The 17,280-nt window shown below is 70.7% G+C and carries 16 protein-coding genes; 5 read left to right on the forward strand and 11 right to left on the reverse strand.

Features of this window, described 5'->3' with window-relative positions; translation table 11 throughout:
- Positions 1-44: 44 nt before the first annotated feature.
- The 3 genes from CRP56_RS14890 to CRP56_RS14900 are packed head-to-tail and all read right to left on the reverse strand — an operon-like array spanning position 45 to position 1,828.
- Complete coding sequence (locus tag CRP56_RS14890; RefSeq protein ID WP_097264156.1) at positions 45-488, reverse strand: NUDIX hydrolase; 444 nt, start codon at positions 486-488, stop codon at positions 45-47.
- A 9-nt stretch (positions 489-497) separates the two neighbouring features.
- Positions 498-1,382, reverse strand: a complete 885-nt coding sequence (locus tag CRP56_RS14895) for a pyridoxamine 5'-phosphate oxidase family protein (protein ID WP_097264158.1) — start codon at positions 1,380-1,382, stop codon at positions 498-500.
- 2 nt (positions 1,383-1,384) lie between these two features.
- A complete protein-coding gene (locus CRP56_RS14900) occupies positions 1,385-1,828 on the reverse strand; it encodes a VOC family protein (protein WP_097264160.1) in 444 nt (147 codons plus the stop codon).
- Positions 1,829-1,949: 121 nt separating this feature from the next.
- Here CRP56_RS14900 and CRP56_RS14905 point away from each other — a divergent pair, with 121 nt between their 5' ends.
- The gene (locus tag CRP56_RS14905; RefSeq protein WP_097264162.1) at positions 1,950-2,477 is read left to right on the forward strand and encodes a CGNR zinc finger domain-containing protein; all 528 of its coding nucleotides are present in this window, start codon (positions 1,950-1,952) and stop codon (positions 2,475-2,477) included.
- 166 nt (positions 2,478-2,643) lie between these two features.
- Positions 2,644-5,943, forward strand: a complete 3,300-nt coding sequence (locus CRP56_RS14910) for a S8 family serine peptidase (protein ID WP_097264164.1) — start codon at positions 2,644-2,646, stop codon at positions 5,941-5,943.
- Positions 5,944-6,059: 116 nt separating this feature from the next.
- Here the strand turns inward: CRP56_RS14910 and CRP56_RS14915 are convergent, their stop codons facing one another.
- From CRP56_RS14915 to CRP56_RS14945, 7 genes are all read right to left on the reverse strand, one after another.
- Positions 6,060-6,446: a hypothetical protein gene (locus tag CRP56_RS14915; protein ID WP_097264166.1), complete on the reverse strand. Its 387-nt coding sequence runs from the start codon at positions 6,444-6,446 to the stop codon at positions 6,060-6,062.
- Positions 6,443-6,967, reverse strand: a complete 525-nt coding sequence (locus CRP56_RS14920; protein WP_143664906.1) for a hypothetical protein — start codon at positions 6,965-6,967, stop codon at positions 6,443-6,445. The genes CRP56_RS14915 and CRP56_RS14920 overlap by 4 nt, the downstream gene beginning before the upstream one ends.
- Before the next feature lie 82 nt (positions 6,968-7,049).
- Positions 7,050-7,814 carry a hypothetical protein gene (locus CRP56_RS14925; RefSeq protein WP_143664907.1) on the reverse strand — a complete coding sequence of 255 codons (765 nt, stop codon included), beginning with the start codon at positions 7,812-7,814 and terminating at the stop codon, positions 7,050-7,052.
- Positions 7,815-7,920: 106 nt separating this feature from the next.
- Positions 7,921-8,652, reverse strand: coding sequence for a hypothetical protein (locus tag CRP56_RS14930; protein WP_143664908.1), 732 nt, complete (start codon positions 8,650-8,652; stop codon positions 7,921-7,923).
- Entirely contained in the window at positions 8,649-9,176 is a 528-nt protein-coding gene (locus tag CRP56_RS14935; protein ID WP_097264174.1) for an RNA polymerase sigma factor, read from the reverse strand. Before CRP56_RS14935 ends, CRP56_RS14930 begins: the two co-directional genes overlap by 4 nt.
- Before the next feature lie 62 nt (positions 9,177-9,238).
- The gene (locus CRP56_RS14940; protein ID WP_097264176.1) at positions 9,239-9,940 is read right to left on the reverse strand and encodes a hypothetical protein; all 702 of its coding nucleotides are present in this window, start codon (positions 9,938-9,940) and stop codon (positions 9,239-9,241) included.
- 1 nt (position 9,941) lies between these two features.
- On the reverse strand, positions 9,942-10,481 hold the full coding sequence (locus CRP56_RS14945) for a sigma-70 family RNA polymerase sigma factor (protein WP_059191817.1): 540 nt from the start codon (positions 10,479-10,481) through the stop codon (positions 9,942-9,944).
- A 112-nt stretch (positions 10,482-10,593) separates the two neighbouring features.
- Here CRP56_RS14945 and CRP56_RS14950 point away from each other — a divergent pair, with 112 nt between their 5' ends.
- Both CRP56_RS14950 and CRP56_RS14955 read left to right on the forward strand, forming a co-directional pair.
- Positions 10,594-12,639, forward strand: coding sequence for a TerD family protein (locus tag CRP56_RS14950; protein WP_097274061.1), 2,046 nt, complete (start codon positions 10,594-10,596; stop codon positions 12,637-12,639).
- Between the two features lie 107 nt (positions 12,640-12,746).
- Complete coding sequence (locus CRP56_RS14955; protein WP_079308467.1) at positions 12,747-13,763, forward strand: aspartate-semialdehyde dehydrogenase; 1,017 nt, start codon at positions 12,747-12,749, stop codon at positions 13,761-13,763.
- Here the strand turns inward: CRP56_RS14955 and CRP56_RS14960 are convergent.
- Entirely contained in the window at positions 13,760-14,233 is a 474-nt protein-coding gene (locus CRP56_RS14960; RefSeq protein WP_097274063.1) for a DUF1203 domain-containing protein, read from the reverse strand. The two genes, CRP56_RS14955 and CRP56_RS14960, sit on opposite strands and share 4 nt — an antisense overlap.
- Positions 14,234-14,399: 166 nt before the next feature.
- Here CRP56_RS14960 and pepN point away from each other — a divergent pair, with 166 nt between their 5' ends.
- Positions 14,400-16,976, forward strand: coding sequence for an aminopeptidase N (gene pepN / locus CRP56_RS14965; protein ID WP_097264178.1), 2,577 nt, complete (start codon positions 14,400-14,402; stop codon positions 16,974-16,976).
- Positions 16,977-17,280: the final 304 nt, after the last annotated feature.

Raw genomic sequence — 17,280 nt, forward strand, 5'->3', positions numbered from 1 at the left:
GGTGATGGTCACTCCCTGTTCATCTGGCGGGGTACTGGAGGGGTCTACAGCCGTCCCGTCACCGGCCGCTCCCGCCACAGCGCGAGCCCTACGTCCACCAGCCCGACCCGGTTCAGCGCGGGTACCTCCGTCAGGGGGTGCCAGGCCGCCATGTCGGTGGAGCCGCCGATCTCGTGCCGGAGCTCACCGCCGGTGACGCGGGCCTCGTAGACGAGCCGTACCTGGTGCTGGTCGATGTCCTGGCCCAGGCCGCGCGGGATGGGGTGGCGGAAGGAGTTCACACCGAGCAGGCCGGTGATCTCCACCAGATACCCCGTCTCCTCCTCCACCTCCCGCAGCACCGTGTCGTACGGATCCTCCCCGTGCTCCGTCCCGCCGCCCGGCAGGGTCCACTCCGGCCGGCCGTCGTCACCGATCCAGCGGGCGAGCAGCAGTTGATCCTCACGGACACACATGGCGTAGGCCGCCACCCTCAACTTCTTGCGCATGCAGTGAAGTTAGCCCGCCGGGTCAGGATTGGCCGGGGAGTATTCCGGGGCCGACCAGCGCAGCGGGATCGCCGACGGCCGTTCGACGGCCTGCGTGACGGTGAAACGGACCCGGCGTTCCGTGCCTGCGAACTCCGTCCGTGCCTCGCCCGTGAGCTGGAGGGTCGTGCCGGTCGTCCAGTCCAGGAACAGCAGGCCCGCCCTGGGGTCGGCGTCGAGGTTCCCCAGGGAGAGGAACATCGAGTTGCCCGGGTAGTCCCGCCAGCTGAGCTCGCGCGGTGAAGCGACGTGCACGAAGCCGGGGTTGCCGCCGCGGTGGCTGGCGTCGGCGCCGCCCGGGTGGACGGTCGCCAGGAAGAAGGTGTCGGACGCGGTGATGAACGCCGCCTGGGAGACGGTGAGTTCGGAGCCGTGGTGGGGTTCCTGCTCGGGCCGGTCGGTCACCACCTCGTACGCGTCCCTCTTCTGCAGGTACTTCGGGCAGTTGGCGAAGACCTGTTCCGCCGTCACCGTGAACCCCCGCTCGGTGGGCCGGAGTCGGCCGTTGAGGCGCATCCGGCGGCGGGTGCGGGGGTCGAGGGCGATCGTGCCGACCAGGGTGCCGTCGCGGGTGAGGGCCGGGGCGAGCGGGTCCGAGGCCGGCCCCCCTCCCGTCACCGACATCTGGTGAGGGCCGGTCGCCCGCACGAAACCCGGCGGCCCGTGCAGCGCCGACGCCCAGACCTCACCCGTCGACGCGTCCGCGGCGCCCACGACCAGCAGGGGCTGCAAGCCGAGGAAGGCGGCGGCGACCGGCTTGATGCCCTCGCCGATCGAGGCCCCCACGTGGTCCGCCCGCTCCCGCACACCCACCCGGTCCTGCACGGCACGCGAACCCGCGTGATACGCGCCCATGGCTAGAAGAACCCGCAGGTCGGAGCCGACTCCACGGGCGCCGGCGCGCCCTCCGCGCCGCTCGGCACCGAGATCTCCAGCCGGGTCCCGTCAGGGTCGTGGAAGAAGATGCCGCCGGACGCCGCGCCCTCACGGTGGGCGACGACCCCCTCGTAGGCGAACTCCACTCCGTACGTCCGCAGCGCCTCCTCGTACTCGCGCACCCGCTCGATCGAGCCCGCCTCGAAGGCGAGGTGGTGCAGGCCGGCGCGGTCGCCCGCGAAGCCGTTCGCCGCCTGCTGCCAGAGCGTGAGGACGAGGGCCGAGCCGTCACCCAGGAACGCGTACCGGCGGCCCTCCTCCTTGCCCTCGCCGATCAGCGTGAAGCCCAGGACGTCCCGGTAGAAGGCGAGCGAGCGGTCGAGGTCGGTGACGTTCAGGCCGACGTGTCCGGTGCGCAAGGTCATGACTCTCCCCAGGGAAACGGCCGCCCTCATGGCTAACCTCTGTCATTAAAGTTAGTGGTTAGATGCGAGGGTCGCAACCCCTCACGTACCCTTGAGCGGTTAGCACCGAAGGAGCCTCCACATGTCGGCCGACCCGCGCCCCCTCACCGGCGAGCCCCTCGCCCTCGACCTGCTCAACACGCGGTGGATGCGGGAAGGCTCCGTCCAGGACCTGCTCCGGGACGACGACGGGCTCGCCGTATGGCTGGCGGCCAACGCGCTCGACGGACGGTTCGCGGCCGACGCGCCGACGCTGCGGCACACCCTCCAGGCGCGGGACGCGCTGCGGAAGGCCGTCGACGGGGGCGAGACGGCCCCGCTGGACGCCGTGCTCGATCATGGCCGCATCCGGGCCACCCTCACCGCCGCAGGGCCGGGCGAGGTCCCGGAGTTCCGCGACCCCGCGTGGGGGCCCGCCTGGCTCGCCGCCCGCAACTACCTGGAGCTCCTCGCCACCGCGCCGGACCGCATCCGGGGCTGTGCCCACGAGGCGTGCATCCTGCACTTCTTCGACACGTCGCGGAACGGCACGCGCCGCTGGTGCTCGATGGCGGCGTGCGGGAACCGGGCGAAGGCGTCGCGGCACTATGCGCGCGCCAGAGAAAGCTGAGAGAAACGTAAGAGACTTGTCCCTTTTGCTGCTCAACTTCCCAAAAGGGATCGCGGGTTTTCCCCACCACCCCATATCGATTCGGTCAACTCTCCCTAAACATCCTTCCCATGCGTAAAGCTGTGCGCTCGCAGAACGCACGTTCCTTTACCTACAAGGGATGCCGATGACCCACACCCCCCAGCGCGATCCGATATCGGGCAGCGCGAGACGCGTGGTGCGCATAGCCGTGGCCGCCGGTCTCGTGGCCGCCCTCTCCGCGGCCGGACCGATTCCCCTGGCCTTCTCCGCCGACGCCGGCACGCCGGCCGCGGCCGACCCGGGCGTCAAGTCCGCCGCCGAGAAGCTCGGTTCGGACGACGCGGAGCTCCTCACCGAGGCCAAGGCAGCCGGCGACAAGAACGTCACTATGATGGTCGCCACCGCCCCCGGCAAGACCGAGCAGGTCGCCGAGGAGCTGGACGCGGTCAAGGGCGGACTCGTGGGCAAGACCTACGACAAGCTCGGTTACGTCCGCGCCACCGTGCCGACCGCCAAGGCCGACGCGGCCATCGCGGCCGCCGCCAAGCTCTCCTCCGTGCACGGCATCGACCTGCGGCAGGAGATCGCGCTCGACGACCCGACGCCGGCCGCCGACACCGCCAAGGGTGCCGCGTCCGCCGCGACGACGAAGACCTACCCGGCGCCGGACAAGAAGACCCCCGCCGTGAACCCGTACAACCCGTCCTTCGAGACGGGCGCCGTCGAGTTCGTGCAGGACCACCCGAAGGCGGACGGCCGCGGCGTCACCATCGGCATCCTGGACTCCGGTGTCGACCTCGGTCACCCGGCGCTGCAGAAGACCACCACCGGCGAGCGCAAGATCGTCGACTGGGTGACCTCGACCGACCCGGTCAACGACCAGGACGCCACCTGGCGGCGGATGAACAACCCGGTCAGCGGCCCGACCTTCACCATCGCGGGCGCCACCTGGCAGGCCCCGGCGGGCGCCTACCAGTTCAACCTGTTCCGCGAGGCGGCCACCACCGGCGGTGACGCCAAGGGCGACGCCAACCGCGACGGCGACACCACCGACGAATGGGGCGTGCTCTACGACGCCGCCGCCGGCACGGTCCGGGTCGACCTGAACAACAACCACGACTTCACCGACGACACGGCGATGAAGCCGTACAAGGACGGGTTCCAGATCGGCTACTTCGGTACCGACAACCCGGCCACGGACGTCGTCGAGCGCCAGCCGTTCGTCGTCGAGATCCGCAAGGACGTCGTCTACAACGCGGCCGGTGCCAAGTCCGACTACGTCAACATCGGCGTCATCGAGTCCGAGCACGGCACCCACGTCGCCGGCATCACCTCCGCCAACGGCCTGTTCGGCGGCAGGATGAACGGCGCGGCCCCGGGCGCGAAGATCGTCTCGTCCCGTGCCTGCACCTGGACCGGCGGCTGCACCAACGTCGCGCTCACCGAGGGCATGATCGACCTCGTCACCAAGCGCGGTGTCGACATCGTCAACATGTCGATCGGCGGTCTGCCGGCGCTGAACGACGGCAACAACGCGCGCGCCGAGCTCTACACGCGCCTCATCGACACCTACGGTGTGCAGCTCGTGATCTCCGCGGGCAACTCCGGCCCGGGTGCCAACACCATCGGCGACCCCGGTCTGGCCGACAAGGTGATCTCGGTCGGCGCCGCCATCTCCAAGGAGACCTGGGCGTCCAACTACGGCTCCGCCGTGACGAAGCCGTACGCGCTGCTGCCCTTCTCCTCGCGCGGCCCGCGTGAGGACGGCGGCTTCACGCCGACGCTCGTCGCCCCGGGTGCCTCGATCAACACCACCCAGACCTGGCTGCCGGGCTCTCCGGTCGCCGAGTCGGGCTACACGCTGCCGGCCGGCTACTCGATGCTCCAGGGCACCTCGATGGCCTCCCCGCAGGCCGCGGGCGCCTCGGCGCTGCTGCTGTCCGCCGCCAAGCAGAAGCACATCGCCCTCAGCCCGGCGACCCTGCGCACGGCACTGACCTCGACCGCCCACCACATCAAGGGTGTGCAGGCGTACGAGGAGGGCGCGGGCCGCATCGACATCGTCGACGCCTGGGACGCGATCCGGGACGGCGCGAGTGCCGACGAGTACACCGTCAAGGCGCCGGTCGACACCGCGATCGACCAGTTCCTGAAGACGCCGGGCTTCGGCACCGGCATCTACGACCGTGAGGGCGGCCTGAAGGTCGGCGTCAAGAAGTCGTACGACGTCACGATCACCCGTACCACCGGCGACGCCAAGCCGATCTGGCACCGGCTGAGCCTGGAGAACAACGCCTCCGGCACCTTCTCCATCGCCGGCTCCCCGCTGGTCAAGCTGGAGCTGAACAAGCCGGTCACCGTGAAGATCGTCGCCAAGGCGCCGTCCGCCGGCATCAAGAGTGTGATCCTGAACGTCGACGACCCGTTCACCGAGGGCGTCGACAAGCAGATCCTGAACACGGTCGTGGTCTCGACGCCGGTGAAGTACACCTTCGCGGCGTCCAACACCGTCCAGCGCAACAGCTCGCAGTCCTACTTCGTGACCGTCCCCGAGGGCGCCAAGTCCCTCGAGGTCGCGATCGGCGGGCTGAAGGACAAGAGCCAGACCCGGTTCATCGCGATCCACCCGTACGGCACTCCGGTCGACAACACCGGCACCCCGTACTGCTACAACAACTACCTCGACGGCAACGGCTGCAAGCCCGACGTGCGTTCGTACGCGGACCCGCAGGCCGGCGTCTGGGAGATCGAGGTCGAGTCGCGCCGTACGTCGCCGCTGCTCGACAACCCGTACAAGCTGGACGTCACCGTCCTCGGCGCCGCCTTCGCCCCGGAGGTCGTGACGGTTCCCGAGGCCAAGGTCGGCACGCCGGTCGCCGCCTCCTGGAAGGTGACGAACAACTTCGCCGCCCTCGACGGCAAGCTGGTCGGCGGTCCGCTCGGCTCGGCCAAGTCGGCCCGTCCGACCATCACCGAGGGCGTCACGCAGACCTCCACGGTCGACGTCCCCGAGGGCGCCAAGTCGCTCGACGTGGTGATCGGCAACGTCTCCGACGCCGCCGCCGACCTCGACCTGGTCGTCCTCGCCCCCGACGGCAGCGAGGCGGGTACCTCCGCCGACGGCGACTCGGAGGAGGCTGTCTCGGTGGCGAACCCGGCCGCCGGTACGTACACCGTCCAGGTCATCGGCTACGCGGTGCCGTCCGGTTCCACCGCGTACGACTACCAGGACGTGTTCTTCTCCGCCGCCCTGGGCGCCGTCACGGTCGACGACTCGGCCGCGGTGAAGCTGGCCACGGGTGCCTCGGCGAACGTGTCCGCGAGCGTCACCGCCCTGGCGGCCGCTCCGGAGGGCCGTGAGTTCTTCGGCCAGGTCCAGCTGGTGAACGCGCGCGGCACGGTCGCGGGCATCGGCAGCGTGAAGATCGAGAAGGTCACCCCGTGACGCACGGGTAAGACAGGGGAGGGGCGGGTGTCCGACGGACACCCGCCCCTCTCGTGTTCCTGGCGCCCTGGCCCAGCGGGCCGGAGCGATCCGTCACCGCGCCTCCGGCTGAGGGCTCAGCGGGACGCCCGGATCCCGCCGATGTTGATGTCCGCGCAGACCAGCTCGATGAATTCGCCGACCGCGTAGCTCGACTCGCGGGCGGCCTCCTCGTGCTCCGGTTCGGGATGCTCGTACCAGGCGAGGAGTCGGCCGAAGTCCTCCGCGGCGCCCTCGGGGAGACCGTCGTTGAGGTCCTCGATGATGTGCTCGCGCTTGTGCGGAGTGAGCTGCTCGGTCTGCTGGAGATCCAGCGGAGCGGCGGTGCGGCAGAACTCCGCGCTCTTCGCGGATGCCTTGAACTCGTCCGCCTCCGACTGCCCGCCGGGGAGGAACGCGGTGGCGCCGATCGCGAGTGCGGCGGCGCCCGCCAAGGCGACCAGCAGGCTCTTGCGCGTGGTCACGTCCCCGCCTTGATCGCGTTGAGGTCGTGCTGGTCGTAGTGGGTGGGCCAGATCTCCTCACGCATGCAGGAGTTGTTGTCGGTGTCGTTCGACTTCTTGCGGTGTCCGAGGTCCGCGGTGTGGCCGAACTCGTGGCAGCCGAGACTGCGCCACTGCGAAGCGGACATGCCGTAGTACTGGTTGAACCGGACGCGGATGATGTCGCACGAGGTCCACAGCGCGTTCCAGTCCGTGCAGTCCGTGCGTCCGGCCCAGTCGGTGTCGCCGTAGTTGGAGTCGTAGACCTCGATGTCGCCGCCGCCCCACGAGGTGGTGATGACACTGCGTTCCAGTTCGGCCTTGCCGTGGTTCATCGCGTTGGTGCCGTTGGTGCTCAGGTTGAAGCCCTTGACGGCCTGGTTCCTGTTGTCGGGATCCGTCCCTGAGTCGTCATGGTCGGCGCGGGCCGCGGAGGGCAGGGCCAGTGTGAGAGAGGCGGCCACGGCGAGCACGGCGCTCAGCCGGGGGGAGAGTCTGGGCACGTCGGTTCGCTTTCTGTCGGGACGGACGCATGGTGAGACGGACGCATGGAGAGGCGGTGTGCGCGAGCGGGCGCCGCATCGCTCAGCTCGTGGGCGACGCGCTCGGTTCCGAGCCGTCGTCGACCGAGTCGTCCGGGTAGGGCTCCTCGGTGCCGTCCTCGGCCGCGGGCGCCGTCATGGACGCGGTGGGGGCGGCCGGTGCCTGGGGCACGGTCTGCAACTGGTCGCTGTTCTCCGGCCGGAGCAGGTACATGATCTGCCCGGCGAGATCGACCGAGGTCCACCCGTTGAAGTAGGTGGCGAGGTCCGAGTCGGGGTCGGCCGACAGTTCGAGCATGCCGTCGCTGGTCTCCAGCGCCCGCCCCTGGGTGTTGATCAGCTTGTAGCGGTCGGCGGCCGAGCTCTTGGTGAGGAAGTAGTAGCCCTTGTCGCCGACCTTGCTCCAGGCCACGTTCTCGACCTGGTACCCCGCTCCTTCCGAGTCCCAGCCCCACTCCTCGACGACGAGGGTGGAGGGAAGCAGCGCCTTCTTGTACTTCACCTCGACGGCGAGGGTCACGTCGCGCGCCTGCTCGACCCCTCCGCTCTCCGCGTCGCCGACGCTCCGGCCGGGCTGGATGTCCGTCACGGTCGCCTTGACGATGTACGGGGTCGATCCGACCAGCTGCTCCAGCGTGTCGAACTGGCGGGTCTCCCGTCCGTACATGATCCGCTCGGCCCGCGTGTCGAGGCGCGGGCCCGCCGGCTCCTCCCCCACGGCGCTCCACGCGCCGATCCCGATGACGGCGCTCGCGGCGGCCACGGCTGCCGCGGTCCGCCACGAGAGCTTCGATCTGCCTGTACTCACAGCACATCCCCCTGCACGTTAATGGCATGTACCTGCCATAAAGATCGGGCAAGGGAAAGGTAAAGGGAGAGTGGTGAAATCTGCAACGACTTTCGGAAGGTCGTGATCACTCGTGAGGGCAGTCGACCCCCCGGGAGCCCGGAAGGGCCTGCTCGACCCACTGCCGCCCCCAGTCCAGGGCGTCGCGCACCGGCCCCGAGGGGGCGCCCGGTCCGCCGTCCGGCAGCGGCGGATCGCCTTCCCGGAACGTCTCGGGCCCCTCCGCCGCGTTCTCGGGGACGAGAACCAGGATCCGCGCACCGGTGCGGTAGTACGTCTTCGTCTCCGCCCCCTCGGTGACAAAGCTCAGCCGCGCCCCGCCGCCCTCCGGCTTGTAGCGGTGCTCCACATCCAGTACGACCCGGAACCTACCGCCGCCCAGCTCGTCGACCTTGTCGACCGTGCCCTCGGCGATCGTGCCGGCGCAGGCCAGCACGCCCTCGGCGGTGAGCTTGCTTCGGACGTCGTCGGCTTCGGAGATCCCGTTGTGCGCGACGAGATAGGCAACCGCCGTACCCGTCAACGCGACGGCCACCGACACGGCGAGCGCCAGCATTCCGCGACGCAGCCTCCGCCCCCGAGGGACCGGCTCCCGCGCGACCGGCGACGACGAGGGCGCCTGTCGCGCGAGCCCGTCGCCGATCCGCCGCAGCTGCTCCCGTGCGACGGCCATGTCCCGCTCCGCGGCCGCGTACCCGTCGCCATCCGTCGCCGGGGGCTCGCCCAGCAGCACCGCCATCAACTCGTCGTCGTTCATCGGCCGCACGCTTTCCCTCGGCTGCTCGTCACCCACCCTCACGCCACCTCCTCCACGTTCAGCCGCTCGCGCAGCAGCCGCGCCGCCGCGTACAGCCTGCTCTTGACGGTGCCCAGCGGGATGCCCAGGTGCTCGGCGATCTGCGGGACCGAGAGATCCGCGTAATAGCGCAGGATCAGCACCTGCCGCTGCCCGACGGGGAGGGCGTCCAGCGTCTCGGCCACGGCGAGGGCCTGGAGTCCGGAGTCCGCGCCCTCCTCGAAGCGGTCGTCCGGGGTGCTGAGCAGGGTGAGTCGCTCGGTCACACGCTCCTGACGGTGCCTGGCCCGGTGCCAGTCCACGGCGAGGTTCGACGCCACCACCGCCGCCCAGGCGCCCAGGTCCCGCGGCGGCTCCTCGCCCCTCGCCCGGCGTTCCAGCAGCCGCAGCCGCACCTGCTGGAGGCCGTCCTGGAGGTCGTCCTGCGGCACGCCGCCGAGGGCCAGCACGGCCCGGACCCGGTCGGCCTGCGCCGCGTTCAGCAGGTCCCCGTCCGCCTCCCTGGCCCGAGCTCTCCTGATCGGCACCCGTGATCTCCCTAGGTCGCGTTTCTCCTATGACGCGGGAACACCCCGGATCGTTCGATCACTCAGCAGGTCAACTTGCGCGACTCCGGCAACGACGCCTGGACCCAAGCCCGTTCGCGGGCCACCTCCTGCTCGCCGACCACCCAGTGGTCGGGTACGGCGTCGCCCTGGGGCACCCCGAACAGCACCGGGTCGCCCTGGTGCAGGCCGTCGACGAAGTTGTCGTCGACGACGTAGGTGAGCCGCTTCGGGCCCTTCGTGTCCTGCTTGTAGTAGCGGTCCACGTCCACGGTGATCCGCAACTGCGCCTGGTCCGCGAGGCGTTCGACCGAGGCGACCTTCCCCTCGACCACCAGCCGGGTGCAGGCCAGGTAGTGCGGGCTGCCGAAGCGACCGGCCTGGGCGCCCACCTGGGACTTGTCACTGGCGCTGCTGCCGGCGTCCGCGCTGTCGTTGCCGCCCGTCGCGACCAGCCAGCCGAGCCCGGTCACCACGGAGGCCACCGCGGCGGCCACTAGGGTGCCGAAGGCGAGCCTGGGGGCCCAGACGCGGACGCGTGAGGGACGTACCGGAGCAGGTCGTGGCGCGGGGCGCGGATCGTGCGCCAACGCATCTCCGATGAGGCCGAGTTGCTCACGCAGCAGGGTGATGTCATCGCTGGCCGCCCGGTGTTCGGCGCGGAGCGCGGCGTCCGCGTCGTCGGGCAGGGGTTCGCCGGTGAGCGCGGCCATCAGCGCGTCGACGTCCCGGTGTTCGGCGGTCATGTCACACCACCTCGTCCTCGTGCAGACGGGCGCGCAGCGCGCGGACCGCCGTGTGCAGCCTGCTCTTGACCGTGCCCTCGGGGACGCCGAGTTCCTGGGCGATGTCCCGGACCGGCAGGTCGGCGTAGAACCGCAGGACGAGGACCTGGCGCTGGGCGTCGGGGAGTTCGTCCAGCCCCTGGGCGACGGCGAGCGAGAGCACGCTGGTGTCCTCGCCGGAGGGGTGCTCCAACTGCCGCAGGGAGGCGAGGCGTTCGCCGATGCGCTCCTGCCGGCGCTTGGCGCGGTGCCAGTCCATGGCGAGGTTGGAGGCGACGACGGCCGCCCACGCGGAGACGTCGCGCGGCGCCTCGTACCCCTTGGCCGCCCGCTCCAGCAACCGCAGACGGACCTGCTGCACCCCGTCCGGCAGGTCCGCCTGCGGTACGCCGCCGAGCGCGAGCACGGCTCGCACCCGACGTTCCTGGGCCGCGTCGAGGGGGTCGTCCGGCCCGTCGTGGACGCCCTCCCCCTGGCCGCGGCGGGCCTTTCTGCGCAGCACGGCTCCCCCTCTCCTCGCCGCGTTTCCTCTATGACGCCGGTGCGGGCGGAAACGTTCGGCCCGATGCGCGGAATTCTTTCTTCACATGATCGTCACTGTCACCATGTGCCCCATGACCCACATCGTGAAGGGGGCCAACACCCCTGTCCCCACCGGTTCTCTGAGGGTTGCCGTCTGCCGCCGGAAGGTACCGGGGTCGCCGGTCGTGGACGTCTCGGCGCTGCTGCTGGACGCGACGGGCAAGGTGCGCGGCGACGCCGACCTCGTCTTCCACAACCAGCCCGCGCATCCGTCGGGCGCGGTCCGGCACCTCGGCACCGGGGACGGCGTGGACCAGCTCGCCGAGTGGCTGGAGCTGGACCTGCCCCGGGTGGAGCCGGCGGTGCAGCGGGTGCTGGTCGCCGCGTCCTGCGACGGCGGCACGTTCGGGGCGGTGCCGGGGCTGGCGCTGCAGACCGTCGCGGGCGACGGCACGATCGTCGCGCACTACGACGTGACGGACGCCGCCGGGGAGACGGCGTTCGTGCTCGGGGAGTTCTACCGGCGCAACGGGGCGTGGAAGTTCCGGGCGGTCGGGCAAGGGTGGGAGTCGGGGCTTGCGGGGCTGGCCACGGACTTCGGGATCGTGGTGGAGGAACCGGTGGCGGCCGCTCCGGTACCGGTGATGCAGACCGAGGTCACCAAGGCGGCCGTAGCGCCGATCGCCGATGCCGTACCGCCGTCCGCGTACACCCCCGTCCCCGCCCCCACCCCCCTCGGCGCCGACTTCCGGCCGCACACCCAGAGCGGCCGCGGCAACGGCGTCGTCTCCGTGGACGTACCGCTGCCGCCCGGACCGGTGATCGTGGAGGCGCGGGTCCGGGGCGACGAGTGGCTGCTCGTCGAGACGCTGAACCGGCGCAACAAGGACGAGGACACCGTCTTCAACACCACCCTGCGCGACTTCCACGGCCGCGCCCTGGTGCAGCCCCCGCGCGACCGCCCGCTGCGGATGAAGGTCTCCTACGAGGACGACTGGACGATCAGCGTGCTGCCGCTGTCGGCGGCCCGTCCGCTCGGCCCGCAGACGCTCACGGGCCGGGGCCCCGACGTCGTCTCGTACACCGGCACCATGGCCGATGTGAAGGTCCGCTTCGACGGCGGCGCCGACCGCGACGAGTGGTTCGTGCTGAACTGCCACGAGGCCGAACACCTCGACGACCTCGACGAGCACGACATGCTGTGCAACGAGACCGGCAAGCTCAAGCAGACCGTCCCGGTCCCCGACGGCCCGCTGCTCCTCGTCGTCGAGCACGGCGACGGCACCTGGGAGCTCACCGCCAAGCCGCTGCCCGTCCGGGACCCCTCTACGGGTGTCAAGACCGGCGCCTACGAGGGCCGCGGCGACCGGACCATCACGCTCCGCAACCCGCGCCCGGGGCGCCCGGCCCTGGTCCAGTACGACTTCCCCGGCGCGAAGGCCGACTACAGCCTCGAAGTCAAGCTCGTCGATGAGTACGGCGACGAGGACGAGTGGCTCACCGGCCGCCAGCGCGGCACCCGGGGGACGGCCGTGCTGTTCGCCGACGGCAGGGCCGAGCAGGCCGTACGGGTCACGTGCGCGGGCGACTGGACGCTGCGGCTGCTGCCCGAGGAGCAGGCGCCGCTCCTCACCGGCCCGGCCGAGGGCCGCGGCAGCACCGTCCTGCGCTACCAGGGCCCGCCGACCCTGATGACGGTGACCCGGACGTCACGGGGCAACGACGAGCACCTCAGTGCCTGGTCCCTGAACCACCCCTACGGCAAGTCGGCGATGATCGCCGACACGCTCGGCCGGCGCCGCCCCACCCTGGGTCCGGTGTGGGTCGACCCCGGCGGCACCTGCTTCGTCACGGTCCGGGCCGCCGAGGACACGAAGTGGCGGCTGGAGCCGGCCCCGATCGGCGCGGCCCCCGTGCTCGGCGCGCGGACGCCGGGTGGCTGGTATGGAGTCGTACGTCACACCGGGCCCGAGGCCGAGCTGGTGGTCGTCGGAACGGCCATGATCCATGTCTTCGAACTGGACGAAAATCTCTTCCCGCACCGGAAACTCACCGCTTCTTCCGGTCCGTACCGCATATCCGACTCGATCCTCCACGTGCGGTGCCTCGGGGAGTGGACGCTGGAGCTGCGGCCCTGACCGGCATGCCGTCCCACGCCTCGGGCAAACGATTGGACACACCGGCCGGTAAGAGACGCATGATGGAAACGTCCAGGCCACGCACCCGCCATGTAGAAGGAGTCGTCGTGAAGGTAGGAATCGTCGGAGCCACCGGCCAGGTCGGCACGGTCATGCGCAGGATCCTCGTGGAGCGGGAGTTCCCGGTCACCGAGCTGCGTCTGTTCGCCTCGGCCCGCTCGGCGGGGACGGTCCTGGACGGCGTGACGGTGGAGGACGCGGCGACGGCGGACTACACGGGCCTGGACATCGTGCTGTTCTCGGCGGGCGGCGCGACCTCGAAGGCGCTGGCCGAGAAGGTCGCCGCGCAGGGCGCGGTCGTGATCGACAACTCCTCGGCCTGGCGCAAGGACCCCGAGGTGCCGCTGGTGGTCTCCGAGGTGAACCCGCACGCCATCGCGGACCGCCCCAAGGGCATCATCGCCAACCCGAACTGCACCACCATGGCCGCGATGCCGGTCCTGAAGGTGCTGGACGCCGAGGCGGGCCTGACGGCGCTGGTCGCCACCACCTACCAGGCGGTCTCCGGTTCCGGCCTCGCGGGCGTGGCGGAGCTGCACGGCCAGGTCCAGAAGGTCGTCGCCGACGCCGACAAGCTGACCCACGACGGCGAGGCGATCGACTTCCCCGAGCCGCAGGTCTACAAGCGTCCGATCGCCTTCAACGTGCTGCCCTTCGCCGGCAACCTCGTCGACGACGGTCTCAACGAGACGGACGAGGAGCAGAAGCTCCGCAACGAGTCCCGCAAGATCCTGGAGCTCCCCGAGCTGAAGGTCTCCGGCACCTGCGTGCGCGTCCCGGTCTTCTCCGGCCACTCGCTCCAGCTCAACGCCCGCTTCGCCCGTCCGATCAGCCCGGAGCGCGCGACCGAGCTGCTCGCCGGCGCCCCCGGCGTCGCGCTCTCCGACATCCCGACCCCGCTCCAGGCCGCCGGCAAGGACGTCTCCTACGTCGGCCGCATCCGCAGCGACGAGACCGTCGACAACGGCCTCGCCCTGTTCGTCTCGGGCGACAACCTCCGCAAGGGCGCGGCCCTGAACGCGGTGCAGATCGCGGAGCTGGTGGCGGCGGAGCTGAAGGGCTAGGCGGGCCTGCGCACCTCGTAGAGGAAGCAGCCGTACTCGACGGCCCGGACGTGGACGAGCGCCACGGACGGGTCGTCGAACGCGTTCCGGAAGGCGTCGTCGTCGAGGGTGGCGACCAGCTCGCCGCCGAGGATGTGCCCGTCCGCGGAGTAGCGCCGGACGGTCCGGTGGGCGTTGTCGAACGGATATCCGTCGCCCTCGGGTCCCTGACACTCCTCGGCGTGGATGAAGACGGGGCCCTGCTCGTCGTAGGCCCCCGGCTCGGCGCCCGTCTCCGCGGCCCAGCGGCGCAGCGGGGCGTAGGAGACCAGGGCGATCCGCTCCCCCGGCACGCTGCGGCGCAGACAGCACCGGAGGGGCGCGCCGCCCTCGTCGTCGGTCACGGGAACCATCTCGCGCCCCGAGTCGTCGGTGGAGCGGAGCTCTTTCAGAGCGGACGGGGGGACGGGGCGTGCGGTGTAGGTGGTCATGTGCGTCACGGGTGTCATGTGTGCCGTGGGTGTCATGGGTGCCATGGACTCCACCCTCCCGCCTGTCTTCCCCGGTCACCGGCGGGTTCCGGACATCGCGTTTCGTCCGGCTCCCATGGAAGGATGGCGGAACCGCCGAACCTACCCATAACGAGGAGATGACCGCGTGCCTGGCACAAACCTGACTCGCGAAGAGGCTCAGCAGCGAGCCCAGCTGCTCACCGTCGAGTCCTACGAGATCGATCTCGACCTCTCCGGCGCGCAAGAGGGCGGTACCTACAGGTCCGTGACCACGGTGCGCTTCGACGTGGCCGAGAGCGGCGCGGAGTCCTTCATCGACCTGGTGGCCCCCGAGGTCCACGAGGTCACCCTGAACGGCGACGCGCTCGACCCGGCGGAGGTCTTCAAGGACTCCCGCATCGCGCTCCCCGGCCTGCTCCAGGGCCGCAACGTCCTGCGCGTGGCGGCGGACTGCGCCTACACCAACACGGGCGAGGGCCTGCACCGTTTCGTCGACCCGGTCGACCAGCAGGCGTACCTGTACACCCAGTTCGAGGTGCCGGACGCCCGCCGCGTCTTCGCCTCCTTCGAGCAGCCGGACCTGAAGGCCACCTTCCAGTTCACCGTGAAGGCGCCGACCGGCTGGACGGTCATCTCCAACTCCCCGACGCCGGAGCCCAAGGACGACGTCTGGGAGTTCGAGCCCACCCCGCGGATCTCGTCGTACATCACGGCGCTGATCGTCGGCCCGTACCACTCCGTGCACAGCGTCTACGAGAAGGACGGCCAGTCCGTCCCGCTCGGCATCTACTGCCGTCCCTCGCTCGCCGAGTTCCTCGACTCGGACGCGATCTTCGAGGTGACGCGACAGGGCTTCGACTGGTTCCAGGAGAAGTTCGACTACGCGTACCCCTTCAAGAAGTACGACCAGCTGTTCGTGCCGGAGTTCAACGCGGGCGCGATGGAGAACGCGGGCGCGGTCACCATCCGCGACCAGTACGTGTTCCGTTCGAAGGTCACGGACGCCGCGTACGAGGTCCGTGCCGAGACGATCCTCCATGAGCTGGCCCACATGTGGTTCGGCGACCTGGTCACCATGGAGTGGTGGAACGACCTGTGGCTGAACGAGTCGTTCGCCACGTACACGTCGATCGCCTGTCAGGCGTACGCGCCGGACAGCCGCTGGCCGCACTCGTGGACGACGTTCGCCAACTCGATGAAGACGTGGGCGTACCGCCAGGACCAGCTGCCCTCCACGCACCCGATCATGGCGGAGATCCGCGACCTGGACGACGTCCTGGTCAACTTCGACGGCATCACGTACGCCAAGGGCGCGAGCGTCCTCAAGCAGCTCGTGGCGTACGTCGGCATGGACGAGTTCTTCGCGGGCGTGCAGGCGTACTTCAAGCGGCACGCGTTCGGCAACACGCGGCTGTCGGACCTGCTGGGCGCGCTGGAGGAGACCTCCGGCCGTGACCTGGGCACCTGGTCGCAGAAGTGGCTCCAGACGGCGGGAATCAACATCCTGCGCCCGGAGATCGAGACGGACGAGCACGGCGTCATCACGTCCTTCGCCATCCGCCAGGAGGCCCCGGCCCTCCCGGCGGGCGCGCAGGGCGAGCCGACGCTGCGCCCGCACCGCATCGCGGTCGGCCTGTACGAGCTCGACGAGGACAGCGGCAAGCTGGTCCGCGACGAGCGCGTCGAGCTGGACGTCGACGGTGAGCTGACGGCCGTGCCGCAGCTGGTCGGCAAGCGCCGCCCGGCGGTCGTGCTGCTCAACGACGACGACCTGTCGTACGCCAAGGTCCGCCTCGACGAGCAGAGCCTGGCGTTCGTCACGGAGCACCTGGGCGACTTCGAGTCCTCCCTCCCCCGTGCCCTGTGCTGGGCGTCGGCCTGGGACATGACGCGCGACGCGGAACTCGCGACCCGCGACTACCTCTCCCTGGTCCTGTCCGGCATCGGCAAGGAGTCGGACATCGGTGTCGTGCAGTCCCTGCACCGGCAGGTGAAGCTGGCGATCGAGCTGTACGCCGACCCGGCGGCCCGCGAGGCGCTGCTGACCCGCTGGACCGACGCCACGCTGGCGCACCTGCGGTCGGCGACCGCGGGCAGCGACCACCAGCTGGCGTGGGCGCGCGCGTTCGCGGCGACGGCCCGTACGCCGGAGCAGCTGGACCTCCTGGAGGCCCTGCTGGACGGTTCGCAGACGATCGAGGGCCTGGCCGTGGACACGGAGCTGCGCTGGGCGTTCGTGGAGCGCCTCGCGGCGGTGGGCCGCTTCGACGAGGCCGAGATCGCCGGCGAGTACGAGCGGGACAAGACGGCGGCCGGTGAGCGCCACGCGGCGACCGCCCGCGCGGCCCGTCCGACGGCGGAGGCGAAGGCGGAGGCCTGGGCGCAGGTCGTGGAGTCCGACAAGCTCCCGAACGCGGTCCAGGAAGCGGTGATCGGCGGCTTCGTCCAGACCGGCCAGCGTGAGCTGCTCGCCCCGTACACCGACAAGTACTTCGAGGTGGTCAAGGGCATCTGGGACACCCGCTCCCACGAGATCGCCCAGCAGATCGCGGTCGGCCTCTACCCGTCCGTCCAGGTCTCCGAGGAAACCCTGGCCAAGACGGACACGTGGCTGACCTCGGCCGAGCCCAACGCGGCCCTGCGCCGCCTGGTCTCGGAATCCCGCTCGGGCGTGGAACGCGCGTTGAAGGCCCAGGCGGCGGACGCGGCCGCTACGGAGTAGTAGGCGGTACGTCGATGGGGCGCCCGGTGCGATGCCGGGCGCCCCTTGTCATGGGATGCCAGGAGTGTGCGCGGGCGCGGGCCGGTGGGGGCTGGTCGCGCAGTTCCCCGCGCCCCTTGGGCACCTGCAGCGGGCGCCGATGACATACGCCCGCGCCTGCATCCCCGCGCAGCGCCGTGGCCGCGAAGCGGCGAAGCTGCGGGCAGCCACAAAGCCGCGTAGCTGCGGGCAGTCGTGCCGCTGGGGCGGCACGGGTGGGCGCAGCGGCACCCCGCCAACGCGGGTGAGTGACACCCCGTGACCT

The sequence above is a fragment of the Streptomyces sp. TLI_55 genome, assembly GCF_900206255.1.
In the GTDB taxonomy this organism is placed as follows: domain Bacteria; phylum Actinomycetota; class Actinomycetes; order Streptomycetales; family Streptomycetaceae; genus Streptomyces; species Streptomyces aquilus.